The sequence below is a fragment of the Nocardioides glacieisoli genome (assembly GCF_004137245.1).
In the GTDB taxonomy this organism is placed as follows: Bacteria; Actinomycetota; Actinomycetes; order Propionibacteriales; family Nocardioidaceae; genus Nocardioides; species Nocardioides glacieisoli.
This window is the reverse complement of record NZ_SDWS01000002.1, coordinates 643,954-665,108: the sequence shown is the minus strand read 5'-3', so window position 1 is coordinate 665,108 and position 21,155 is coordinate 643,954. Positions and strand designations below refer to the sequence as shown.

Here is a 21,155-nt window from a genome sequence, read left to right as displayed (position 1 = left end):
CGGTCGTACGCCATCGCGGACCGCGCGCCTGCCCCCGTGGCGGGCCGAGGAGACCGGCCGCGTCACATCTGACGGGCGCGACCAGACCCGGACGGCGCGGATGGAAGGGCGGCGGCGTGAACACCCCACGAGCGTTCCCGGGCTGGAGGGGGCGTACCGGCTGTCCACAGGGCAGGTTCAGGGGCCGGTGTAGTCCAGTGAGGGTTGGTCGTCGAAGGGCTGGTTCGGCAGCCAGACCTCAGTGGACTACCGAGCGCGGCCGACCAGATCTCACTGGACTACGCCGCCGCGGGCCCGGTTGGGTGGGCCCCATGAACTTCAACGGCATGTGGCTGCCCCAGGACCAGGACCCGCGGATGCAGGAGGGACCGACCCGCGGGGAGAAGGAGTGCCTGGTCGGCTACCTCGAGCACTACCGCGGCACCCTCGCGCTCAAGTGCGACGGCCTCGACGCCGACCAGCTCGCGACGAGGGCGGTGCCGCCGTCGAACATCTCGCTGCTCGGGCTGGTGCGCCACATGGCGCGGGTCGAGCAGAGCTGGTTCCGCCGGGTGATCGAGGAGCGGATGGACATCCCGCGGCTCTTCCAGGACGACGACGGCGGGTTCGACCTCCCGGACGTCGACGACGACCTGGTCCGTGAGTCCCACGCGCTGTGGGAGGGCGAGATCGCGTACGCCCGCGAGGTGCTGGACCGCACCGACCTCGACACCGTGGTCGACGTCCACGGCGAGCCCACCGAGGTGCGCGACATCATCGTCCACATGATCGAGGAGTACGCCCGCCACTGCGGGCACGCCGACCTCGTGCGCGAGTGCATCGACGGCCGCACCGGCCAGTGAGCAGGTCCGGTGAGCAGGTCGACTAGAGGTTTGCGCGGACGGTGAAGCGCAGCACCCCGCGACACCGGTCGTCAAAGGAGTACGTCATGGTGCCCACGCCGCGCGTGGTCGTGAGGAAGTCCAGCACCAGCTCCATCTGCGAGCCGTCGGCACCGACCGCCGTGCCGTAGACCTCGTTGTTGCGCGGGACGGCGATGGCGGGGAAGAGGAAGTCCGCGGTCGTGCCGCAGCTGGTGCGCACCGTGCCCTTGAGGACGTTGATGTAGCCGCCGAGGAGCTGGAAGCCCACGCCGTCACCCGACCACCCCGTCGCACGCGGCGGCAGGGGTGCGGGCCGCAGCCCCAGCTTCACCGACGTACGCCCCAGGGGGACGCCGAGCTCGGTGGCATCGAGCTTGAGGGTCGACGACGCCACGCGGAGCTTCGCCCACACGAGCCCCGTGCGACTGCCCTGGGCATCGAGCGCGCCGACGGAGAGCTTGCGGAACCGGACGCCGTTGCCGCTGCCGGTGACCTGGACGTCCTCGGCAGGCACCGAGGAGGTGTTGGTGACCGTGACCTGGATGCGCGTCCAGACGCCCTTCACCAGCGTGTCGGAGCGCGGCGCGGTGACCTTCAGGGTGACCCCGTCCGCGACCGTGCCGTCCGCCACGGCGGGGCCCACGCCCACGACGGCGAGGACGGCGGCGAGCACGAGGCCGACCACGGAGGAGAGGTGCCTGGTCATGGGCGCAGTGTCGCACCGGGCGGACGCGCATGTGGGCGGAATGGGTCGCATCCGTAGGCTGGTGAGGTGACTGCTGCCTCCGGCTACGGCCTCCTCACCCTCGCTGACGACACCGTCCTCGACGCCTGGTTCCCCTCCCCCGCGCTCGGCGCGACCGAGGGCGACGCACCGGCCGAGCTGACGGCGCTGGAGGGCGACGACGACCTCCGTGGCGTACGTCGCGAGGTGCGGCTGGTCGAGATCGACGACCTCGACGCCGCTCCGGCGTCGACCGAGGACGTCTGGCTGCGGCTGCACCTGCTGTCCACGCGCCTGGTCAAGCCGCACGGCCAGTCGCTCGAGGGCATCTTCGGCCTGCTGGCCAACGTCGTGTGGACCTCCGCGGGCCCGTGCACGGTCGAGGGCTTCGAGGCCACCCGCGCCCGGCTCCGCGGCGCCGGACAGCACGTGACCGTCTTCGGCGTCGACAAGTTCCCGCGCCTGGTCGACTACGTCCTCCCCACCGGCGTCCGCATCGCCGACGCCGACCGCGTGCGTCTCGGTGCACACCTGGCCGAGGGCACGACCGTGATGCACGAGGGCTTTGTGAACTTCAACGCCGGCACGCTCGGCGAGTCGATGGTCGAGGGCCGCGTCTCCGCGGGCGTCGTCGTCGGCGCCGGCTCCGACATCGGTGGCGGCGCGTCCGTGATGGGCACGCTGTCCGGCGGCGGCAAGGAGGTCATCTCCGTGGGCGAGCGCTGCCTGGTCGGCGCGAACGCCGGCATCGGGATCTCGCTCGGCGACGACTGCGTGGTCGAGGCCGGCTGCTACGTCACCGCCGGCACCAAGGTCACCGTCGCCGACATCGACGGCAAGCCGCAGGTCGTCAAGGCGGCCACCCTCTCGGGCGTCGACAACATCCTGTTCCGCCGCAACTCGGTCAGCGGCGCCATCGAGGCCGTGCCGTGGAAGGGCGGGTCGGACGGCGCCGGCATCGCCCTCAACGCGGCACTGCACGCCAACTAGCCAGGGCCCGCGATGCCGTCGTTGCGGACGGTCACCATCGGAGCGGTGGTGGCCCTGGGAGCCGTCGCCACGTCCGTCGTGCTGGTCGAGCGCGGCGGCGTGCCGTCCATCCTCGACACCAGTGGCTGCACCGCCGAGGTCGACGGCCACCGGGTCGAGATCGACCTCGAGCAGGCCGAGAACGCCGCGCTCATCACCGCCGTCGCGATCGAGCGCGGCCTGCCGGCGAGGGCCGCGAGCATCGCGCTCGCCACGGCGTTCCAGGAGTCGAAGCTCTACAACATCGACTACGGCGACCGGGACTCCGTCGGGCTCTTCCAGCAGCGCACGTCGCAGGGCTGGGGGACGATCCCCCAGCTGATGGACCCGGTCTACGCGACCAACGCCTTCTACGACGCGCTCGAGAAGATCGACGGCTATCGCGAGATGGAGATCACCGTGGCGGCGCAGGCGGTGCAGCGTTCGGCCTACCCCGATGCGTACGCCGACCACGAGGACGACGGTCGCGCGCTGGCCTCGGCCCTCACCGGCAACTCGGCGCAGGCGATGTGGTGCGACGTCCCGGGCGACGCCGACGAGGACTCGGACGACCTCGACGACGCCGGGCTGGTCGCGCGGGCCGCGGTCGTACGCACCGACCTCGAGGCCCGGTTCGGCGCGCTGTCGCTCGGCGGCTTCGAGCCGCGGGGCGTCTCGAGCGGGCACATGGACGGATCGGCGCACTACGAGGGGCGCGCGATCGACATCTTCTACCGACCGATCAACGCCGAGAACAACCAGCGCGGCTGGGCGATGGCCACCTACCTCGTGGCCAACGCCGATCGCCTCGACATCAAGACGCTGATCTTCGACGACCGCATCTGGCATGCCGGCTCGCGATCGGGCGACGGCTGGACCGACTACCGCGTGCCGTCGTCGTCAGGCGGTGACCAGCAGATCCTGGAGCACCGCGACCACGTGCACGTCGACGTCTTCGACTGACGCCAGACGTCGACGCGCACGTGGGGTGACTCAGGTCAGCGGGCCTGCGTGGTGAAGACCTCTTCCTCCATCAGCGGTCGCACCTTGTCGGACAGTGCGCCGCGGCTGACGTAGGTGCGCAGGGAGTCGCCGGCGAGGGCGTTGCCGAGCGCGGCGACGACCATGCCCTGGTCGAGCGCGAGGTACTTCTTCGACACCGTGCCCGAGCGGACGGCGACGGCGTCGTAGAAGCCGCCGGGGCCGTAGGCGTCGAAGTTCTCCCGCAGCTTCGCGAGGTTCGCCAGTGCCTGGTCGGGCGCGTAGCGCAGGGCGAGGAAGGACGCGTGCGGGGTGACCACGCCGTCGCCGTACGCCGTCGGGGCGGGCGTCCCGGCGCGGTCCGGGCAGCCCTCGTAGGCCTGCTCCCAGGAGGTCCGCTCCTGGTCGGAGGTGTAGCCGGGACCGTCGATGCCGAGCTGGTCGACGCCGTACTCGCGGTAGCCGCCGGCGGGGTCGTTGGACGGGGAGAAGCCCCAGTAGCCGTAGCCGGCCTCGTCCATGCCGTGCTCGATCTGGGCCTGCACGTAGAGCGGGTGGTTGACGCCCCACGAGCGGGCGCCCCACGTCTCCTCAGGCACGAACAGCGGCACCATCAGCGCCTCGAACATGCTGCCGCCCCACGTCGGGACCAGCCGGTGGCCGCGGTAGGGCAGGGTGCCCTCGAAGACGTCGACGCCCTCGTAGGTGTGCCACTCGCCGGTCGGCTTGGTCTCGGTCCACGACCAGTCGCACGTCGGCGGGAAGGTGCGCAGCGTGCCGAAGTAGTGCTTGGCCGGGATCTGCCCGGCGGCGATGCCGAGGTAGGAGGCGATGCGCGGCTCGGTGTTGAACGACCCGTAGTGGTGGCAGGTGTAGTAGACGTCCTCGTCACCGCGGTAGTTGTCCGCGACCGAGCAGCCGGACGGCGGGTCGACCCAGAAGCCGCCGCGGATCTGACCGCCCACGGGGGCGTCGCTGCCGGGCTCCTTCCGAACCCCTTCGGCCGGGTTGTAGTAGTAGCCGAAGTCCATCTGCGAGCGGATCGCCCGGGCCTGGTGCTTCAGCGCCGGGATCGCCCGCTCGGTCAGGAGCAGGCCGGTCGCGAGCCAGCCGTTGTCGACGCTGGAGGCGAACTGCTCGATGGCCCCGCCGCCCGGGAAGACGTCCAGCTTGTCGCCGGTCGCAGGGTCGTACCAGTTGTAGAACATGCCGGACGGCTCGTGCTTCTCCATCCCGGCGACGGTCGCGATCGTCGTACGCGCCCGCTCGCGCGCCTCGCGACGCGAGATCAGCCCGGTGTCGCGGGCAGCGACCGTGCTCCAGAGGTAGGCGCCGATGTTGGTCGGCGAGGTGTAGCCGCTGCGCGAGGAGGCAGCGAGGTCGCCGCCGATGTTGTCGGCCGGGAGCCCGGTGGACTCGTCGGTCATCGCGGCCATCGACCTCCAGCTGTCGGCCATGTACTCCTCGAGCACGGCGCGGGACCCGGACGAGGGACGGTCGCCGGCGGCGGCCGGTGTCGGCGGCTGGATCGCCAGTGCGGCAGCCGCGAGGGCTGCGGTCGCGGCGAGCGCGACGGGTGGACGGATCTTCATGGGGTGGTGCCTCCTTGCCCGAGAAAGGGCGTCGGTGTGTGGCGTGGCTACTTGATGCCGGTCATCGCGATGCCCTGCATGATGTGGCGCTGCAGGACCAGGAAGATGGCGAGCACGGGCAGCACGACGACGACCGACCCGGCGAGGAGGAGTCCGTACTGCGTGGCGTTCTGGCCGACGGAGTAGAGCGCGAGGGCGACCGGGAGGGTGTACTTGTCCTCGGTCTGCGCCACCACGAGCGGCCACAGGAAGTTGTTCCACGAGGTCAGGAACGTCAGGATCCCGAGCGTCGCGAGCGCAGGTCCGCACAGCGGCAGGATCACCGAGAAGAAGATCCTCAGCTCGCCCGCGCCGTCGATGCGGGCCGCCTGGATGAGCTCGTCGGGCAGCGTCTGGATGAACTGACGCATGAGGAAGACCCCGAAGGGCCCTGCCAGGAACGGCAGGATCATCCCCAGGAGCGTGTTGGACAGCCCGATGTTGGTCGTCAGCACGAAGAGCGGCACGAAGGTCACGACGCCGGGGATCATCAGGGTGCCCAGGACGATCGCGAAGAGCGCCTTCTTGCCGGGGAAGTCCAGCTTGGCCAGCGCGTAGCCGAGCATCGAGCAGAACACCATGTTGCCGGCCGTGACGGCCAGCGCGACGATCGCCGAGTTCAGGAAGTACGTCGGGAAGTCGAGCTTGGTGAACAAGGTGGCGTAGTTGTCGAGGGTGATCGTCTCGGGCCACCATGTCGGCGGCACGGCGCGCACCTCGGCCTCGGGCTTGATGCTCGAGAGCAGCATCCAGACGAACGGGACGACGACCAGGAACAGCCCGACGAACAGGACGGCGTAGAGCCACGACGGCGTACGACGCCACTCCCCTCCGTCGCGGGCAGCCGGGGCCTTCGGCGCGGTCTGCTTCTCAGCGGTGATCGTGCTCATTTCTTCGCTCCCTTGACGGTCGCGTCGTCGCGCTCTCCCAGCCAGCGGAACTGCGCCCACGTGAGGAGGACGACGGCGAGGAACAGCAGGTAGCTGGCCGCCGCTGCGTAGCCGTAGTTGCCGAACCCGAACTGGTCGAAGGTGAAGTAGGTGGCCGACCGGGTCGAGTCGAGCGGACCGCCCTTGGTCATCACGAACGCCTCCTCGAAGAACTGGAGGTAGCCGAGGCCGGTGATGACCGCGCCGAACAGCAGCGTGGGTCGCAGCATCGGCAGCGTGATGTGGCGGAACCGCGCCCAGCCGCTGGCGCCGTCGACCTCGGCCGCTTCGTTGACCTCCTGCGGGATGGTCTGGAGACCCGCCAGGAAGATGACCATCAGCGTGCCGAAGTTGCGCCACACGGCCATCAGGACCAGCGACGGCAGGGCCAGCGTGGTGCTGTCGAGCCAGCCGGGACCGTCGATCCCGACCCAGCCGAGCAGGGTGTTGAAGAGGCCGCCGTTGTCGCGGTAGAGGAACTTCCAGACCACTGACACCGCGACGATGCTCGTCACGACGGGCAGGTAGTAGCCGACGCGGAAGAACCCGCGGAACCGCTCGACCCGGTTGATGCCGATGGCGACCAGGAGGGCGACCGCCATGGTCGCCGGCACGCCGAGCAGCAGGTAGAGCAGGGTGTTGAGGGTGACCTTGCGGAACAGCGGGTCCTGGACGAGCTGGACGTAGTTGTCCAGGCCGACCGGGTTGACCGCGAGCGGGTCGCGGATGTCGGTGCGCCGCATGTCGGTGAAGCTCATCCCGAGGCTCGCGAGCACGGGCCCGAGGCTGAACACCGCGAACAGCAGCACGAACGGCAGCGCGAGCGCCCACGCGGCGACGGCCTGCTGCCGCCGCGTGGGGTCCACGTGCCTGCTCCTGCTCGAGCCGGTGCGGGTGACGGTGCTCATGTCACAGACCGGTGCCGATCTGCTCGGCCTGGCGCTGCATCTCCGCAACGGCGTCCTCGACCGAGGTGTCGCCCTTCGTGGCCTTCTCGACCTCACCGTCGATCACGGTGGCGACCTCCTCCCACGTCGGCACGGCCGGCGGGGCGAGGGCGTTGTCGAGCTGCTCACCGAACACGGTCAGCTGCGGGTCCTCCGAGAGCTCGCCGGTCTCCCACGACTCCGAGACGGCGGGCAGGTCGCCCACCTCGTCGTAGAAGCCCTGCTGGGTCGCGGGGTCGGCGAGCCACTGGACGAACTTCCAGGCGCTCTCCTTGTTGTCGGAGTCGGAGAAGACCGCCAGGTCGCCGCCGCCGACGAACGACGTACCGCCGGCGCTGTCGACGCCCGGCAGCAGCGCGACGCCGTACTGGTCCTCGTCCACGCCCTGGTCCTCGACCAGGCCGGTGTGCCAGGGGCCGGAGATGAACGAGCCGTAGGTGCCGTCGGCGAAGCCGCTCTCGAGCTCGCCCGGGTCGAGCATCCGCGTCGGCGAGATGCCTTCGTCGAAGAAGGACGTGTAGTAGTCGAGCGCCTCGACCATCTCGGGGCTGTCGATGGTGTACTCCGTGCCCTCCTCGTTGGTCACGGCAGCGCCGTTGGTCCACGCGAACGGCAGCACCGTCTGCCACGAGCCGGTGTTGCCGGCCTGGAGCTGGATGCCGTACTCCGCGCCACCCTTGGACTGGAGGTCCTGGGTGAACTGCTTGAGGTCGTCCCACGAGGTGGGGGCCTCGTCCCAGCCGGCCTTCTGGGCCAGGTCCTTGCGGTAGTAGAGGACGCGGGTCTCGACGTACCAGGGCACGCCGAAGGAGGTGCCGCCCACCTCGGTGCTGCCCCACGCGCCGTCGAAGAAGGCGGCGGAGTCGACGAGGTCCTCCGGGAGGGGCTCGAGGCCGCCGGACTCGGCGAACTCGCCCATCCACGTCGTGCCGACGAGCGTCACGTCGGGGGTCTCACCGGCGGCGATCGCGTTGGCGATCTTGTCGTGGGCGCTGTCCCACGGGACGGCCGTGACCTCGACCTCGGCGTCGGGGTTCTCCTCGGCGAAGGCCTCGGCGAAGTCGCCGAGCACCTCGCCCTCGGTGCCCATGGCCCAGACCTCGATCGTGCCGGTGGCCTTGCCGTCCCCGATGGCCTCGCCCTGCTCGACGGGGGCGTCGCTGCCGGCGTCGCGGCCGCAGGCCACGAGGGCCAGGGAGGCGAGTCCGAGGATCGCACCTGCTCGCGCCGTGCGTCGGAGTGGGTTGGTGGCGGGGGTGGTCATGTTCTTACCTTTCGCGGGGGGAACTGCTGGATCGAACGATGAGCTCGGTGGGGAGGACCTCGATGCGCGGCTCGGCCCGGCGGCCGGCGATCAGGTCGTCGAGGAAGCGGGCGGCGGTGGCACCGAGGTCGCGGAGGGGCTGTCGGACAGTGGTCAGCTCGGCGTAGCGGGCGGCCATGATGTCGTCCCAGCCGGTAACGAGGACGTCGCGCGGGACGACGACACCGCGCTCGCGCAGGGCGGTCATCAGGCCGAGCGCGAGCTCGTCGTTGGCGCACGCGATCGCGTCGGGCAGGGCATCCTGCTGGCAGAGGTGCTCGGCGGCGACGGCACCGCCCTGCTCGTCCATGGTCTCGACGCGCAGCTCGCTCACCTCGAGGCCGGCCTCGTCGGCGCCGGCGCGCAGCCCGGCGAGGCGCTCGGTGACGTCGGGCGAGCGGTCCGGGTTGCCGAGGAACACCACGGACCGGGCGCCCGAGGCGGCCAGGTGGCTCGCGAGGGCATGGGCGGTGCGGTGGTTCTCCGCGGCGACGGAGTCCACGCCGGTGACCGGCGGCCGGGCCACGGTGACCAGCGGGACGCCGCGCTCGGCCAGCTCGAGGAGCACGTCGTCGGAGACCGTGTGGCCCAGCACGACGAGTCCGTCGCAGCGACCGGCGAGGCGGGTGATCATCTCGCGCGCTGCGGGGCGTCCGTGGGTGGCGAGGATGAGGACCGCGCGGCCGAGCTCGGACGCGACGTCCTCGTAGCCGACGACGACCTCGCCGTAGTAGGGACCCGAGAGATCGGGGAAGACGATGCCGTTCGCGCCGTGGCGGCGCTCGGCGAGCTGGCGGCCCAGCTGGGAGGGCGTGTAGTCGAGCTGGTCGGCCGCCTCGCGGACCCGGCGGAGGGTCTCGACACTGACGATCGAGGGCTCGCGCATCGCGCGGGAGACGGTCGCGATGGAGACGCCGGCGCTCCTGGCCACGTCGCGGATCGTGGACGCCATCCGACACCTCCTTGAGCCTGAAACCGGTTACAGAAACCGGTTACACCGTGACGGTGATCACCTGCCTCTGTCAACCCCTGGTGGGTCGCCCGGGCGTGTCGCGGGGGTCTGCATGAGTCCCCGCACGGGCGGGGACTCTGACACTTGGAGGGGGTCGCAAAGGCCTACAAGTGCCCGACTCGCCCTCCCAGTTCGCGCCCTGGCGGTTCAGGCGGAGAGGCGGGCCACCGCGGCGTCGACGCGCTCGTCGGTGGCGGTGAAGGCGACCCGGACGTGCTGCTTCCCGGCGGCGCCGTAGAAGTCCCCCGGAGCCACGAGGATGCCCCGGGCGGCCAGCCACGCGACCGTGCTCCAGCAGTCCTCGGCACCCGCACCTGACAGACGCTGCGCCCAGAGGTAGAGCGACGCCTCGGAGTGGTCGATCCGGAACCCGGCCGACTCCAGCGCCTGCTTCAGCTTCGCCCGGCGGGCGGCGTACGTCGCGTGCTGCACGTCGACGTGCGCGTCGTCCTCCAGTGCCGCGATCATCGCGCGCTGCTGGGGCCCGGGCATCTGGAGGCCGAGGTTCTTGCGGACCGCGAGCAGCTCGCCGACCAGGGCGGGGTCGCCGGCGACGAAGGCGCAGCGGTAGCCCGCGAGGTTCGAGCGCTTGGACAGCGAGTGGACGGCGAGGATGCCGTCGTGCGAGCCGCCGCTGACCTGCGGGTCGAGGATCGAGAGAGGGGCGTCCCCCGACCAGGCGCACTCGATGTAGCACTCGTCGGACACGAGGATCGTGCCCCGCTCGCGGCACCACTCGACGACCTTGCGCAGGTGCGCGAGCGGCAGGACCCGACCGCTGGGGTTGGCCGGGCTGTTGAGCCACAGCAGCCGCGGAGTGCGTGGGCCGAACGCGGTCAGGGAGTCGGTGGCCAGGCTGTCGGCACCCGCGAGCGCGGCGCCGACCTCGTACGTCGGGTAGGCCAGGGCCGGGTAGCCGACGAGGTCACCGGGGCCGATGCCGAGGTGCACCGCCATCGAGCCGATCAGCTCCTTGGAGCCGATGACCGGCAGCACGCCGTCGAGGCCGAGGCCGGTGACCGCGTGACGGCGGGCCAGCCAGTCGATCGCCGCGCGACGGGTGGCCTCGAGGCCGATCGTCGTGGGATAGCCCGGTGAGTCAGCGGCGTCGCGGAGGGCCTGCTGCACGACCTCGGGAGTCGGGTCGACGGGCGTGCCGACCGAGAGGTCGACGACGCCGTCGGGGTGCGACCGTGCCGTCGCGGCGTGGTCGGTGAGCTTGTCCCAGGGGAAGTCCGGGAGGCGGCCGGAGACCGGCCCGGCCATCACTCGTCGTGCTCCTGCGGGGGCAGCGCGGCGACGAGCGCGTGGTCGGCGTCGATGACGCCCATCTTGGCGGCGCCACCGGGCGAGCCGAGGTCGTCGAAGAAGTGGACGTTGGCGTCGTAGTAGCCCTTCCACTCCTCCGGGGTGTCGTCCTCGTAGAAGATCGCCTCGACCGGGCAGACCGGCTCGCAGGCGCCGCAGTCGACGCACTCGTCGGGGTGGATGTAGAGCATCCGCTTGCCCTCGTAGATGCAGTCGACGGGGCACTCATCGACGCACGCGCGGTCCTTGAGGTCGACGCACGGCTGGGCGATGACGTAGGTCACCAGGTCCTCCTGAGGAGCGGGGAGCACGGATGGGGGTCAGACGAGGATCACTCTAGTATCCGGGGCGTGTCGGAGAAGTCAGAACCCCAGCCAGTGGGCCAGCACTCCCTCGGGCCGCACGTCGTGGGCCAGCGGATCGTCGTACGACACCGGCTGCCCGACGGCTCCGCGACCGACGTCCTGGGCGTGTGCACGTCGTGGGGTGCGGACACCCTGATCGTCGATCGCGACGGCCCGACCGACAAGATCGGCCCCGTCTCCATCGCCCTGGTTGACATCGTCACCGGCAAGCCGGTGCCCCCGCGCGCGTCGGTCCGGTCGCGGGTCGAGGCCCACGAGGTCGAGGAGCACATCGGCGCGCTCTGGTCGACGATCTCGACCGAGCCCCTGGGCGACTGGCTGCTCCGCGCCTCTCCCCCGCACGGCGGCCGGCTGCGGCGCCGGGGCAACTCGGCGCTGGCGATGCGCGAGCCCGGGATCGGCTGGGCGGACGCGGCGTTCGGCGTACGCCGCTTCTACGACGCGCTCGACCAGCCGCCGATGCTCCAGGTCCAGCGCGGGTCCGTGGTCGAGAAGACCCTGCTCCCGCTCGGCTTCGGCTCCACCGGCGACGGCGACGCCCACGCCCAGCTGGCGTCTGTCGCGCGGGCCCTGCGGTCCGTGCGCGCGGTCGCGCCGACCGTGGAGGCGACGCTCGACGAGTCGCCGCGCGAGGCCACCGTCTCCCTGGCGGACGGAGTCGCGTCGGGCCGGGGCGTGCTGTCCGGCGACTGGCTGCTCCTCGAGTCCGTCGCCGTGGACCCCGCCCACCGTCGCCGCGGTCTCGCGACCGCGGTGCTCGCCGAGCTGCTGGACTGGGGCGCCTCCCTCGGTGCCACCACCGCGCTGCTCCACGTCGAGGTCGTCAACACCGGCGCGATCGCGCTCTACGAGCGGCACGGCTTCACCACGCACCACACCAACCGCTACCTGTCCGCGAGTTAATCGACTTGCTGCGACGTCGGACCGGCCCGCATCATCGTCGCGACGACCGTGAGGACTGACACCCCTCCTGCACGCCAGCAGCGACGCGGCCGTCCGCGCGTCCGGCGTACACCGACGAGAGGCCGGTCTTCTCAGCCGGCGAAGGTGTGGTGGCACCGCGACCTTGCCCCCGCCCACACCTCCAGGGCCACATCCACCTGGAGGTATCCATGAGATCACTCTGTACGTCGCTCGCCACTACCGAACCCGGCTCGACCGTCACTCTCGAGGGTTGGGTGCACCGCCGACGCGAGCTGTCGCGGGTCACCTTCCTCGTGCTGCGCGACCGCAGCGGGCTCGCCCAGGTCGTGCTGCCGGCCGGCACGCCGGTGCCGCCCGAGGAGACGACCGTCCGGGTCACCGGCACCGCGACCGCGAACGCCCAGGCACCCGGCGGCGTCGAGGTCACCGAGGCCGTCGTCGAGCTGTTGACCGAGCCGGCCGCGACCCCGCCGGTCGAGCTCTGGCGCCCGTCGCTCGACGCGTCGCTGCCCACGCTGCTCGACCACGCACCCGTCCTCTGGCGTCACCCCTCCCAGCGCGCGAAGTGGGAGCTCGCGGCGGCGTCGCTGAAGGGCTTCCGGGCGACCCTCGACGGGCTCGGGTTCACCGAGGTGGCCACGCCGAAGATCGTGGGGACGGCGACGGAGTCCGGCTCGTCGGTCTTCGAGGTCGACTGGTTCGGCCGGCCGGCGTACCTCGCGCAGAGCCCGCAGTTCTACAAGCAGCAGCTCGTCGGGGTCTTCGAGCGGGTGTACGAGGTGGGGCCGGTGTTCCGCGCCGAGCCGCACGACACGGTGCGTCACCTCGCGGAGTACCGGTCCCTCGACGTCGAGCTCGGCTTCATCGAGGACCACCGCGACGTGCTCGCGGTCCTGCGCGAGGTGCTCGCGGGGATGGTCGCGTCGATCGAGCCCTCGCTCGCCGAGCGGGCCGGCGCCCGGCTGCCGGTCGTGCCGGAGGAGATCCCGGTGGTCCACTTCGCCGAGGCGCTCGCCCTGGTCGGCGCGCCGGCCGACGAGCCCGACCTCGCACCCGAGCACGAGCGGGCGCTCGGCGCGTGGGCGCTGGCCGAGCACGGCAGCGACTTCGTGGCCGTCGAGGGCTACCCGATGGCGAAGCGGCCGTTCTACACCCATCCCCAGCCCGGCGACGAGCGGTGGTCCAACAGCTTCGACCTGCTCTTCCGCGGCCTCGAGCTGGTGACCGGCGGCCAGCGGCTGCACCGGCCGTCCGACTACGCGCAGGCCATCCGGGCACGCGGCGAGGACCCGTCGGCGTACGACTCCTATCTCCAGGCGTTCCGGCACGGGATGCCGCCGCACGGTGGTTTCGCGATCGGGCTGGAGCGCTGGGTGGCGCGGCTGGTCGAGGCGGCCAACGTCCGCGAGGTCACGCTCTTCCCGCGCGACCTGCACCGGCTCACGCCCTAGGGCTCCGTGATCGGCCCGGCGCCGTCGGCGACTACTCGTCGACGGCGTCGGGGTTGGTGCAGATGACCGTGTCGCTGGGCGTGTACGTCGTGCTGAAGACCTCGTCGTCGCGGGTCTCGGTGTTGCCGTTGACGGGCGTGAAGTAGCGCACGACGTCGATGTCGAAGCCGCCGTAGCCCTCGTTGGCGTGGCACGTCAGGTCGTCGATCCTGCGCACCTTGGCCTTGGTGAGGTTGTAGCGCTCACCCGCGGTGGTGGTGATGTCCCAGTACTTCGTCGAGTACATGGTCACCGTGGCGGAGCCGGAGGTGCTGGGAGTCGAGGGGGTGACCGAGGCGTCGATGAGGATGCCGTAGGGGGTGTCGTTCCTGAACTGCAGGTCGACGGCCCCCCAGGCCACCGTCGCCTCGCGACCGATCGGGTAGCGGTCGATGTAGAACGAGTGCGGCTTGTGCTCGACGTCCTCGAGGCCGGCGAAGAACATCGCGTTGAACGTCGTCGTCGCGATCTGCGAGACGCCGCCGCCGAGGTCCTGGATGAGGATGCCGTCGCTGATCACGTAACCCTTGGTGAAGCCGTTCGCCACGGTGCGCTCGCCCACGGTGCCGTTGAGCGAGAACGTCTCCCCCGGCTTGAGCACGGTGCCGTCGATGAGCTCGGCGGCCCGGCCGAGGTTGATGTTGCGGTACTCGGCGTAGGGGAAGTAGGTGGTGAAGGTCGACACCTGCTCGCGGATCTTGAGGGCGCGCGCGTCCTTGGTGGTGAAGGCGGGCTGCGCGACCTTGGCGGCCAGCGTCAGCGTGCGCTCGCCCTGCGGCTTCGCGACGGTCTCGAGGAAGCCGGCCTCGAGCTGCTGCTCGTCGAAGGTGACACCGGGCTTGGCGGGGACGACCTGCGGCGTGCCGTTGACGAGGGTGACGGTCGCATCGACGGGTGCGCCGCTCGTGACCTTGGCCCCGACGACCTCGGTGAGCTTCGCGGCGTCGAGCGTCGGCACGAGCTCGCCGTCGGTCGGCACGAGGCTGAGGGCGGCGGTGTAGTCGGCCGGGAAGACCTTGACGTTCGATCCCTCGAAGCTCAGCGTCACCGGCGCCGCCACGGCCGGCGAGGCGAAGGTGTCGAGGGTCTCCTCGACGTCACTCGCGTCGATCGCCGGGACGACGTCGGTCATCTCGAGCGCGACCTCGCCGGGCTCGTCCTCGAGGAAGGCCGTACGCAGCACGGCGAGGGTGTCGCTCGGGTCGAGGGCCGCGCCGGTGCGCGCCTTCTTCGTGACCACCCGCGCGCCGTCGAACGACACCGCGCCGTCACGGGCCGTGGCGCCGTACTGCTCGTCGAGGCCGGTGAGGTAGGTCTCGAAGGCGGTGTCGTCGACGACCACCTCGGCCTCGAAGGCGTCACCGCCGGTGAAGTAGTTCCAGAGCCGGACCGGGTCCCAGCTCTCCTCGCCGCCGGCCTCGGCGACGGACGCCTCGTAGTCGACACCAAGTCCTGCCTGCGCCGGGGCGATCGCCACCGGCTGGCCCTCGACCGTGGTCGCGATGTCGCGGTTGACCTTGTCGGCGAGGCCCGCCTCGAGCCGCTGGGCAGCCTCGGCCTGCGGGTGCCCGCCGATGCGGACGCCGGAGACCGTCGTGTTGCGCGGGACCTTGTCGCCGGCGATGTAGTGGGCGGCGACGTAGAGCCCGCCGAAGAGCACCACGAGGCCGAGCAGGAGCCACACGACGACCGACGCGCCGGCCTTGTCGCGGGGCTGCTCGCTAGTGCTCCTGGGGTTCTTCGCCACGCGGCGAGTCTAGGTAAGGAGTCCTCGAACTCCCTGATCCTCGGCGCGCCGTGGCTCCGCTCCGGAGGGTCGCCAAGGCGGCCAGCAGCAGCACGAACGAGGCCGCCAGCCAGGACCAGCCGGCGGCGTCGGAGGCGACGAGGAAGCCGCCCGCCGGGCGCTCGACCGCGCCCCGCGCGACCGCCAGGCACCACCCGACGGCGAACGCGAGGCGTACGACGCCCGGCGGAAGCCACCCGAGGGTCGCGATGCCGGCGACGAGCGCCAGTGCCAGGCCCCACCAGTGCTGGTGGAGCAGCGTGCCGGCCGCTCCGGAGAGGAGACCGACGACGCTGGCGAGCAGCGCCATCACGGCGGTGCTCACAGCCCGGCGAAGAGGTCCTCCTCGAACCCGTCGGAGCCGGCGGGGCCGGCGGTGCCCTTGACCAGGCGGTAGTACTCGTCGGACCACCACGAGTGGCCGCTCTCGGCGCCGGAGAAGAAGTGGCCGTCCTGCTCGACCTGGGTGGCGTGCTTGCGCAGGGCGTCCATCTTGCGCCCAACCGTGGCGGAGCCGTCGACGCGGGCGCTGATCAGCTCGTCGGGGGTGACGAAGGGCGGCAGCTTGCCGTCGGGCTCCATGCCCTTGAAGGTCTCGGTGTCGCCGGACTCGCGGAGCTTCCGGAGGCTCTCGCGCATCCGCGACTCGCTCATCGCGGTCCAGTAGATCTTCGTGATGTCGTGCGGCTCACCGAGGTCGACGCGGTAGGAGGGCGCGGCGCCGAGCTGGGCGGCGTACATCGCGACGCGGTGGGCCTGGATGTGGTCGGGGTGGCCGTAGCCGCCGAACTGGTCGTAGGTGACGAGCACCTGCGGGCGCACCTCGCGGATCACCTTCACCAGCTCGTCGGCGGCCTCGATGAGGTCGGTGGTCCAGAACGCGTTGTCAGGGATGGACTCGGCCGGGATCGCGTGACCGTCCTCGTGCCAGGCCATCCCGGAGTCGTGGAAGCGACCGAACCCGCCGAGGAAGCGGTGGTCGGTGACGCCGAGGACCCTCATCGCCTCGTCGAGCTCGCCGCGGCGGCGCTCACCGAGGCCGCCCTCCTTCTCGTAGGCGAGGTGGGCCAGGTCGGGCACCAGGACCTCGCCCATCTCGCCCGCCGTGCAGGTGACCAGGGTGACGCCGACGCCCTCGTCGACGTAGCGCGCCATCGTGGCGCCGGTGCCGATGGACTCGTCATCGGGGTGGGCGTGGACGAGCAGCATGCGGTGGTCGGTCATGAACCTCAGCCTAGGTCTGGGCGCTTGATCCGTTTCGGCGCCATCGGGAGGTGCAACGGCGGGAGCGGTGGTCCCTGTTCCCCCGGCCCGTCGTCGTCCTCGTCGAGCCAGCCGTCATGGGTGTCGACGAGCACCTCGAGCATGAAGGCCGGGGCGTCGGTGACGACCGCCCACGGGTGGTCCTCGTCGTCGTCCTCCCCCGCCAGCCGCTCCCGCTCGACGTGCGCCTCGAACCCGTCCGCGCGGAGGCGTCGTACGACTGCCTGCGCGTCGTCCTCGCCGAAGAAGATCGCCCTCACGGGGGCCATCCTCCCCGGCCTGCGGTAGTCCCCATCAAATGGGTCGTGATGATCGGTTGGCGACAGCCCATCTGATGGGGACTACCCCGACGGGAAGATCAGGCGAGCCCGTGGGCCTGCGCCCACGGTTCCCACCAGGCTGGCTTCTCGAGCGTCCACCCCCGACGCTCCGGCGGGAGGAACAGGGACCGGTCGCGCGCGGCGTGCATGCGCTTCGCCACCAGATCGGCGTCCCGCAGGTCGCCGCCGACCACTTCGAACACCTCGATGCCGGCCGTGCGGAGCCGTTCGTGTCGTGCGACATCTTCACGATGGCGCTCGCCGTCCTTGTGGTCTGCGCCCTGGTACTCGCCGGCGCAACCCGCCTCCTCATCGAACAGGTCGGGGATCGCCAAGAGGTTCCCCGCTAGGTCGAACACCGGTCGGTTGCACAACGGTCGGGTGAGCTCGGCGTCGATGACCCATACGAGCACCATCCGCACCTCCTGCGGGCTCCAGCAACCGAAACCCGCGACAGCGGCCGCGTCCCTCGCGAAGCCCACACCGGTCCAGGCGTTCCGGGAGGCGACGTACGCCCGGAACCCATCGGCCGTCACCTCATGGGCCGCGATGGCCATCTCGATGTCCACGATCGCCTGGCGCATGACCCGGTGACGGCGGACCTCGTCGAAGAGGGCCCGCTCGGCCACCGCCGTCCATACGCCGTCCACCAGCTCGCGCTCACGCGGCGGAAGCTGTTCGAAGCTGACGGTGATCCGCGGGTCCGGGCGGAGCAGGCCGTGGCCGACCACCACCGGTACGGGCAGCAGCTCGTCGGCCGCTGCCGTGCCGTCGAAGAACGTCGTTCCCCTCCACCGCAGGCCGGCCCAACCGGTCACTGCCCCGTGCATCCGGATCCGGCTGCCCTGTTCGAGGATGCGCTGCTCGACGGATGTCTCGTCGATGTCGGCCGGGACGTACATCCCCGACGACGTCTGTCTCCAGCTCGGCCCCCTGGCCTGCGAACGTGTCGGTCCGACCGCCCCGTCGACATCGACCCGGACAGGCCTCACGAGGTGAGTCGCCCGAGGAGTGCGTGGCGACCATCGGTGTTCGTCCATCGGACGAGCAGACCGCGGCACACCGACGTACGTCGTCCGCCGGGTGCGGAGCCTGTGGACAGTGCACGGGCAGCCGACCTGTGGACGTCTGGTGGCACCTCCTTCCTGACGTAGTCCCCATCAAGTGGGCTGCGGCGGCGCCAGCTGGACGACCCATTCGATGGGGACTACCCGTTGAGGGGACGGCAGGCGGGCCGGCGCTGGCTAGGGTCGAACGCGTGAGCACCGCGTCGGAGTCGCCCTACGTCGAGGGGGTGCACCTGCAGCGCACGGACGAGAACGTGCGCGAGATCGCGGCGCTCGCGGAGGTGCTGGGCGAGCCGACCGGGCTCGACGGGGTGCTCGCCGACCTGAAGTACGACGTACGCCGCTCGCGGGCGCCTCGGCTGCTGGGGCGGGCGGTGCGCGAGGCGTACCGCTGGGACGACTACGACGAGCGCGACGAGCAGTGGTACCCGCAGGGCATCTCGACGAGCGCCGACTCCTCCGACACCGAGGACATCGGCGGCCGGAGGGTGGTCGTCACGACGTGGTACTCGACCGGCAGGGACGGCACCAAGCGCGGGTCACGGGTGACCTTCGTCGACCTCGACTCCGGGAAGTACCGCCACGTCCTGCTGGTCTCGCCGGTCTTCGACAAGGCCGGCCACCTGGTGCTGAAGCCGATGAGCATCCACGCCGGCGGCATCGTGTGGGCCGGTCCCTACCTCCACATCGCGGCCACCAACCGCGGCTTCGTCACCGCACGCGTCGACGACATCATGCGGGTGAGCGGCGACGACGACCACCCGGAGAAGTTCGGCCTCGACGGCGCGCGTCTCTACTCCTACGGCCACCGCTACGTGCTGCCGGTGCGCTTCACCTACCAGGCCTTCACCGACGAGGGCCACGAGAAGCTGCGCTACTCCTTCATGTCGCTCGACCGGCGCTCGGACCCGCCCGCGCTGATCGCAGGTGAGTACGCCCTCGGCGCGAAGGCCACGACCCGGCTGGCCCGCTACCCCCTGGACCCGCAGACGTGGCAGCTCGCCGTGGGCGACGACGGCTTCTCCCGACCGCTGGCGCTCGACGAGGGCGGGGTGCGCCAGATGCAGGGGGCGGTGATCGCCTCGGGGCGCTACCACGTGACGGTCTCGCACGGGCCGTGGATGCCGGGGACGGTGTGCGCCGGCCAGCCCGGCTCGATGAAGGTGCACCGCTGGGCGCTGCCGATGGGTCCGGAGGACCTGTCCTACTGGCCGTCGACCGACCGGATCTGGTCGGTGACCGAGCACCCCCGACGCCGCTGGATCGTGTCGATGGACCGCGCGTTCTTCGACTGACTGGCCCGTGAGTCGCTGGGAGACTCACGGTCCATCGGCGCAGGTCAGCCGCGCGGCTGCATCGCGAGCTGCCGGCTCTGGGCGACCAGCCGCCCGGCCGAGTCCCAGACCTCGCAGTCCTCCTCGAACATCCCGCCCGCGACGTTGCGGGTGCGGTGCGAGACCTTCAGCCACCCGGGAGCGGGGACGGCGCGCACGTGCACGGTCAGCTCGAGCGTCGGCGCCCAGCCGGGTCGGCCGAGGTCGAAGGTCACCGGCGGCAGCGCGTCGCAGACCATCAGCAGCCCGACCGGGTCGACCTCGTGCCCGTCGGCCATCCGGAACCACGCCTGGATGTGGCCGTTGCCGCTCGGCGCACCCATCGCCCAGCCCACGCACGCCGGGTCGAAGCGGAGGTCGAAGCGCTCCATCAGCGGCGCGACCCGGCGCACCTCCTCCGGGGCCATCGTCCCGGGCACGCACTCCTCGACCGGCGGGAGCGTGGGCTCGACGGCCGTGGTCGAGACGTCGGACGGCATCGCCCGCAGGTCGCCGTACGTCGCCAGCGCGGTGATGCGCGTAGCGCCCTCCTGGCCGAGCTCGGCTGCCACGGTGGCGACGCTGCCGCCCTCGCGCAGCACCTGGGTCGAGACCTGCGCGGGGCCGGGCGTGGACGCGGAGAGGTAGTAGGCGCTGACCGCGAGCGGGTGGGGCTTGGCCGGCACGGCCTCGGCGATCGCCCGACCGACGATGCCGAGCAGGTAGCCGCCGTTGACGCCGCCGCCGACCAGCCAGCCGGGATCGAGCTCGGCGCCGAAGAGACCGTCGCCGGACGCGGTCAGCGAGGTGTGCGAGTCCCACTCAGATGCCATGGGCCGAGCCTAGGACGGTCCGGCCTCAGGGAGCCCGGAGCCAGCCGGTGACCTCCGGCACACCGCCGACCCAGCCCAGCTCGGCGGCGTACATCGCCCGGATGCCGCGCTGGCGCGGCTTCATGTCCCACTTGCCCCGGCCGACGCACGGGAGGTCGGTGCCGCGGCAGGTCCAGCCGTGGAGGAACGCCAGCGTCCGGCCGCCGCTGCCCTCGACGAGGTCCGCGCCGCCGGGCCCGCAGAGCGGCGTCGTCACGGTGTCGAGCAGGGTCGTCGGCACGGCGGCCGACCAGTCGAGCAGCAGCGGCGACGACCGCCACGTCGTCGCGTAGCCGCACCGGGTCCAGTCGCCCTCCGACGCGAACATGACGTAGCCCTCGGGACGCTGGGTGAGGACGGGGTTCTCGATCACGCCGGCCGAGCGCACCAGCTCGAGGCTGGTCGCGCCGGGCGCGACCGACTGCCCGGTCGGCGCGAGCGGGACGATGCGGACGGTCGAGGGGATGCGGTCGGTCTTGTAGAGGAGGTACGGCGTGCCGTCGGCGTCGCGGAAGAAGGACGGGTCGATCACGCCGGCGCGCGGGAGGGTGGGGTCGCGCGGCAGGAGCGGGTCCTGCGCCGTGGGCACCCGGGTGTACGACGGACACACCAGCGGACGGCGCCCGACCGGGCGGAACGGACCGCGCGCGGACCCGGAGCGGGCGACGCCGATGCAGCGACCGGTCGCGCCCAGGCTCGGCACGGGCGTCGCGTAGTAGAGGAGCCACGTGCCCCGGACGCGTGCGACGTCGACCGCCCAGATCCCGCCGTCGCGCGACCACGACGGCTTGTGGGTGAGCAGCCCGGGGCCGCGCCGCCACGGACCGTCGGCGCTGCGCGACCAGGCATGGGGCACGCGGTCGCCGGTGGAGTAGGCGACCAGGCCCGACCCGGTGGCGACGACGGCCGGGTCGGGGAAGTCGACGCCGAGGACGGGACGCGGGACGGAGTCGTCGGCGAGCGCGGGGGACGCGACCCCGAGAAGGGTGGCGGTCAGCAGCAGCACGAGCAGGCGTACTGCTCCCCGGATCGACACCGCCGGACGGTAT

General features: G+C 71.5%; 21 protein-coding genes. 6 read left to right on the top strand and 15 right to left on the bottom strand.

What is annotated here, in order from left to right; all coding sequences use genetic code 11:
- Positions 1-311 precede the first annotated feature (311 nt).
- Positions 312-842 carry a DinB family protein gene (locus EUA06_RS07395; RefSeq protein WP_207208247.1) on the top strand — a complete coding sequence of 177 codons (531 nt, stop codon included), beginning with the start codon at positions 312-314 and terminating at the stop codon, positions 840-842.
- 22 nt (positions 843-864) lie between these two features.
- Here the strand turns inward: EUA06_RS07395 and EUA06_RS07390 are convergent, their stop codons facing one another.
- Positions 865-1,569, bottom strand: coding sequence for a hypothetical protein (locus tag EUA06_RS07390; protein ID WP_129474348.1), 705 nt, complete (start codon positions 1,567-1,569; stop codon positions 865-867).
- 66 nt (positions 1,570-1,635) lie between these two features.
- On the opposite strand from EUA06_RS07390, the gene dapD reads away from it, so the two are divergent.
- Positions 1,636-2,577, top strand: a complete 942-nt coding sequence (dapD, locus tag EUA06_RS07385) for a 2,3,4,5-tetrahydropyridine-2,6-dicarboxylate N-succinyltransferase (protein ID WP_129474347.1) — start codon at positions 1,636-1,638, stop codon at positions 2,575-2,577.
- Positions 2,578-2,622: 45 nt separating this feature from the next.
- Positions 2,623-3,558, top strand: coding sequence for a VldE C-terminal domain-containing protein (locus tag EUA06_RS22720; protein ID WP_207208246.1), 936 nt, complete (start codon positions 2,623-2,625; stop codon positions 3,556-3,558).
- Between the two features lie 35 nt (positions 3,559-3,593).
- Here EUA06_RS22720 and EUA06_RS07375 read toward each other — a convergent pair whose 3' ends face one another.
- The 7 genes from EUA06_RS07375 to fdxA all read right to left on the bottom strand — a co-directional run bounded on the left by EUA06_RS07375 (position 3,594) and on the right by fdxA (position 10,990).
- The gene (locus EUA06_RS07375; protein WP_129474346.1) at positions 3,594-5,168 is read right to left on the bottom strand and encodes a glucoamylase family protein; all 1,575 of its coding nucleotides are present in this window, start codon (positions 5,166-5,168) and stop codon (positions 3,594-3,596) included.
- 47 nt (positions 5,169-5,215) lie between these two features.
- Entirely contained in the window at positions 5,216-6,097 is an 882-nt protein-coding gene (locus tag EUA06_RS07370; protein ID WP_129474345.1) for a carbohydrate ABC transporter permease, read from the bottom strand.
- The gene (locus EUA06_RS07365; RefSeq protein WP_129474344.1) at positions 6,094-7,044 is read right to left on the bottom strand and encodes a carbohydrate ABC transporter permease; all 951 of its coding nucleotides are present in this window, start codon (positions 7,042-7,044) and stop codon (positions 6,094-6,096) included. Before EUA06_RS07365 ends, EUA06_RS07370 begins: the two co-directional genes overlap by 4 nt.
- A gap of 1 nt (position 7,045) precedes the next feature.
- Positions 7,046-8,347: a sugar ABC transporter substrate-binding protein gene (locus EUA06_RS07360; protein ID WP_129474343.1), complete on the bottom strand. Its 1,302-nt coding sequence runs from the start codon at positions 8,345-8,347 to the stop codon at positions 7,046-7,048.
- Between the two features lie 4 nt (positions 8,348-8,351).
- Positions 8,352-9,338 (bottom strand): LacI family DNA-binding transcriptional regulator, encoded by a 987-nt coding sequence (locus EUA06_RS07355; RefSeq protein WP_129474342.1) that lies wholly within the window; start codon positions 9,336-9,338, stop codon positions 8,352-8,354.
- A gap of 207 nt (positions 9,339-9,545) precedes the next feature.
- Positions 9,546-10,664 carry a succinyldiaminopimelate transaminase gene (gene dapC, locus EUA06_RS07350; RefSeq protein ID WP_129474341.1) on the bottom strand — a complete coding sequence of 373 codons (1,119 nt, stop codon included), beginning with the start codon at positions 10,662-10,664 and terminating at the stop codon, positions 9,546-9,548.
- Complete coding sequence (gene fdxA / locus EUA06_RS07345; RefSeq protein WP_091193074.1) at positions 10,664-10,990, bottom strand: ferredoxin; 327 nt, start codon at positions 10,988-10,990, stop codon at positions 10,664-10,666. Before fdxA ends, dapC begins: the two co-directional genes overlap by 1 nt.
- A 66-nt stretch (positions 10,991-11,056) precedes the next feature.
- On the opposite strand from fdxA, the gene EUA06_RS07340 reads away from it, so the two are divergent.
- Together EUA06_RS07340 and aspS are read left to right on the top strand one after the other, a co-directional pair.
- Positions 11,057-11,974 (top strand): GNAT family N-acetyltransferase, encoded by a 918-nt coding sequence (locus EUA06_RS07340; protein ID WP_129474340.1) that lies wholly within the window; start codon positions 11,057-11,059, stop codon positions 11,972-11,974.
- 209 nt (positions 11,975-12,183) lie between these two features.
- Positions 12,184-13,446 (top strand): aspartate--tRNA(Asn) ligase, encoded by a 1,263-nt coding sequence (aspS, locus tag EUA06_RS07335; protein ID WP_129474339.1) that lies wholly within the window; start codon positions 12,184-12,186, stop codon positions 13,444-13,446.
- Between the two features lie 31 nt (positions 13,447-13,477).
- On the opposite strand, the gene EUA06_RS07330 is transcribed toward aspS, so the two are convergent.
- From EUA06_RS07330 to EUA06_RS07310, 5 genes are all read right to left on the bottom strand, one after another.
- A complete protein-coding gene (locus tag EUA06_RS07330) occupies positions 13,478-15,232 on the bottom strand; it encodes a VanW family protein (protein ID WP_129474338.1) in 1,755 nt (584 codons plus the stop codon).
- A complete protein-coding gene (locus EUA06_RS07325) occupies positions 15,207-15,596 on the bottom strand; it encodes a hypothetical protein (RefSeq protein ID WP_129474337.1) in 390 nt (129 codons plus the stop codon). Before EUA06_RS07325 ends, EUA06_RS07330 begins: the two co-directional genes overlap by 26 nt.
- The gene (gene mshB, locus EUA06_RS07320) at positions 15,593-16,495 is read right to left on the bottom strand and encodes an N-acetyl-1-D-myo-inositol-2-amino-2-deoxy-alpha-D-glucopyranoside deacetylase (RefSeq protein WP_207208245.1); all 903 of its coding nucleotides are present in this window, start codon (positions 16,493-16,495) and stop codon (positions 15,593-15,595) included. Before mshB ends, EUA06_RS07325 begins: the two co-directional genes overlap by 4 nt.
- A gap of 5 nt (positions 16,496-16,500) precedes the next feature.
- Entirely contained in the window at positions 16,501-16,794 is a 294-nt protein-coding gene (locus tag EUA06_RS07315) for a hypothetical protein (protein ID WP_242498006.1), read from the bottom strand.
- Between the two features lie 98 nt (positions 16,795-16,892).
- On the bottom strand, positions 16,893-17,756 hold the full coding sequence (locus tag EUA06_RS07310; RefSeq protein ID WP_129474334.1) for a hypothetical protein: 864 nt from the start codon (positions 17,754-17,756) through the stop codon (positions 16,893-16,895).
- A 356-nt stretch (positions 17,757-18,112) separates the two neighbouring features.
- Here EUA06_RS07310 and EUA06_RS07305 point away from each other — a divergent pair, with 356 nt between their 5' ends.
- On the top strand, positions 18,113-19,216 hold the full coding sequence (locus EUA06_RS07305; protein ID WP_129474333.1) for a hypothetical protein: 1,104 nt from the start codon (positions 18,113-18,115) through the stop codon (positions 19,214-19,216).
- 44 nt (positions 19,217-19,260) lie between these two features.
- On the opposite strand, the gene EUA06_RS07300 is transcribed toward EUA06_RS07305, so the two are convergent.
- Entirely contained in the window at positions 19,261-20,067 is an 807-nt protein-coding gene (locus tag EUA06_RS07300; protein WP_129474332.1) for a thioesterase family protein, read from the bottom strand.
- A gap of 25 nt (positions 20,068-20,092) precedes the next feature.
- Positions 20,093-21,142, bottom strand: coding sequence for a family 43 glycosylhydrolase (locus EUA06_RS07295; protein WP_165354298.1), 1,050 nt, complete (start codon positions 21,140-21,142; stop codon positions 20,093-20,095).
- Positions 21,143-21,155 lie beyond the last annotated feature (13 nt).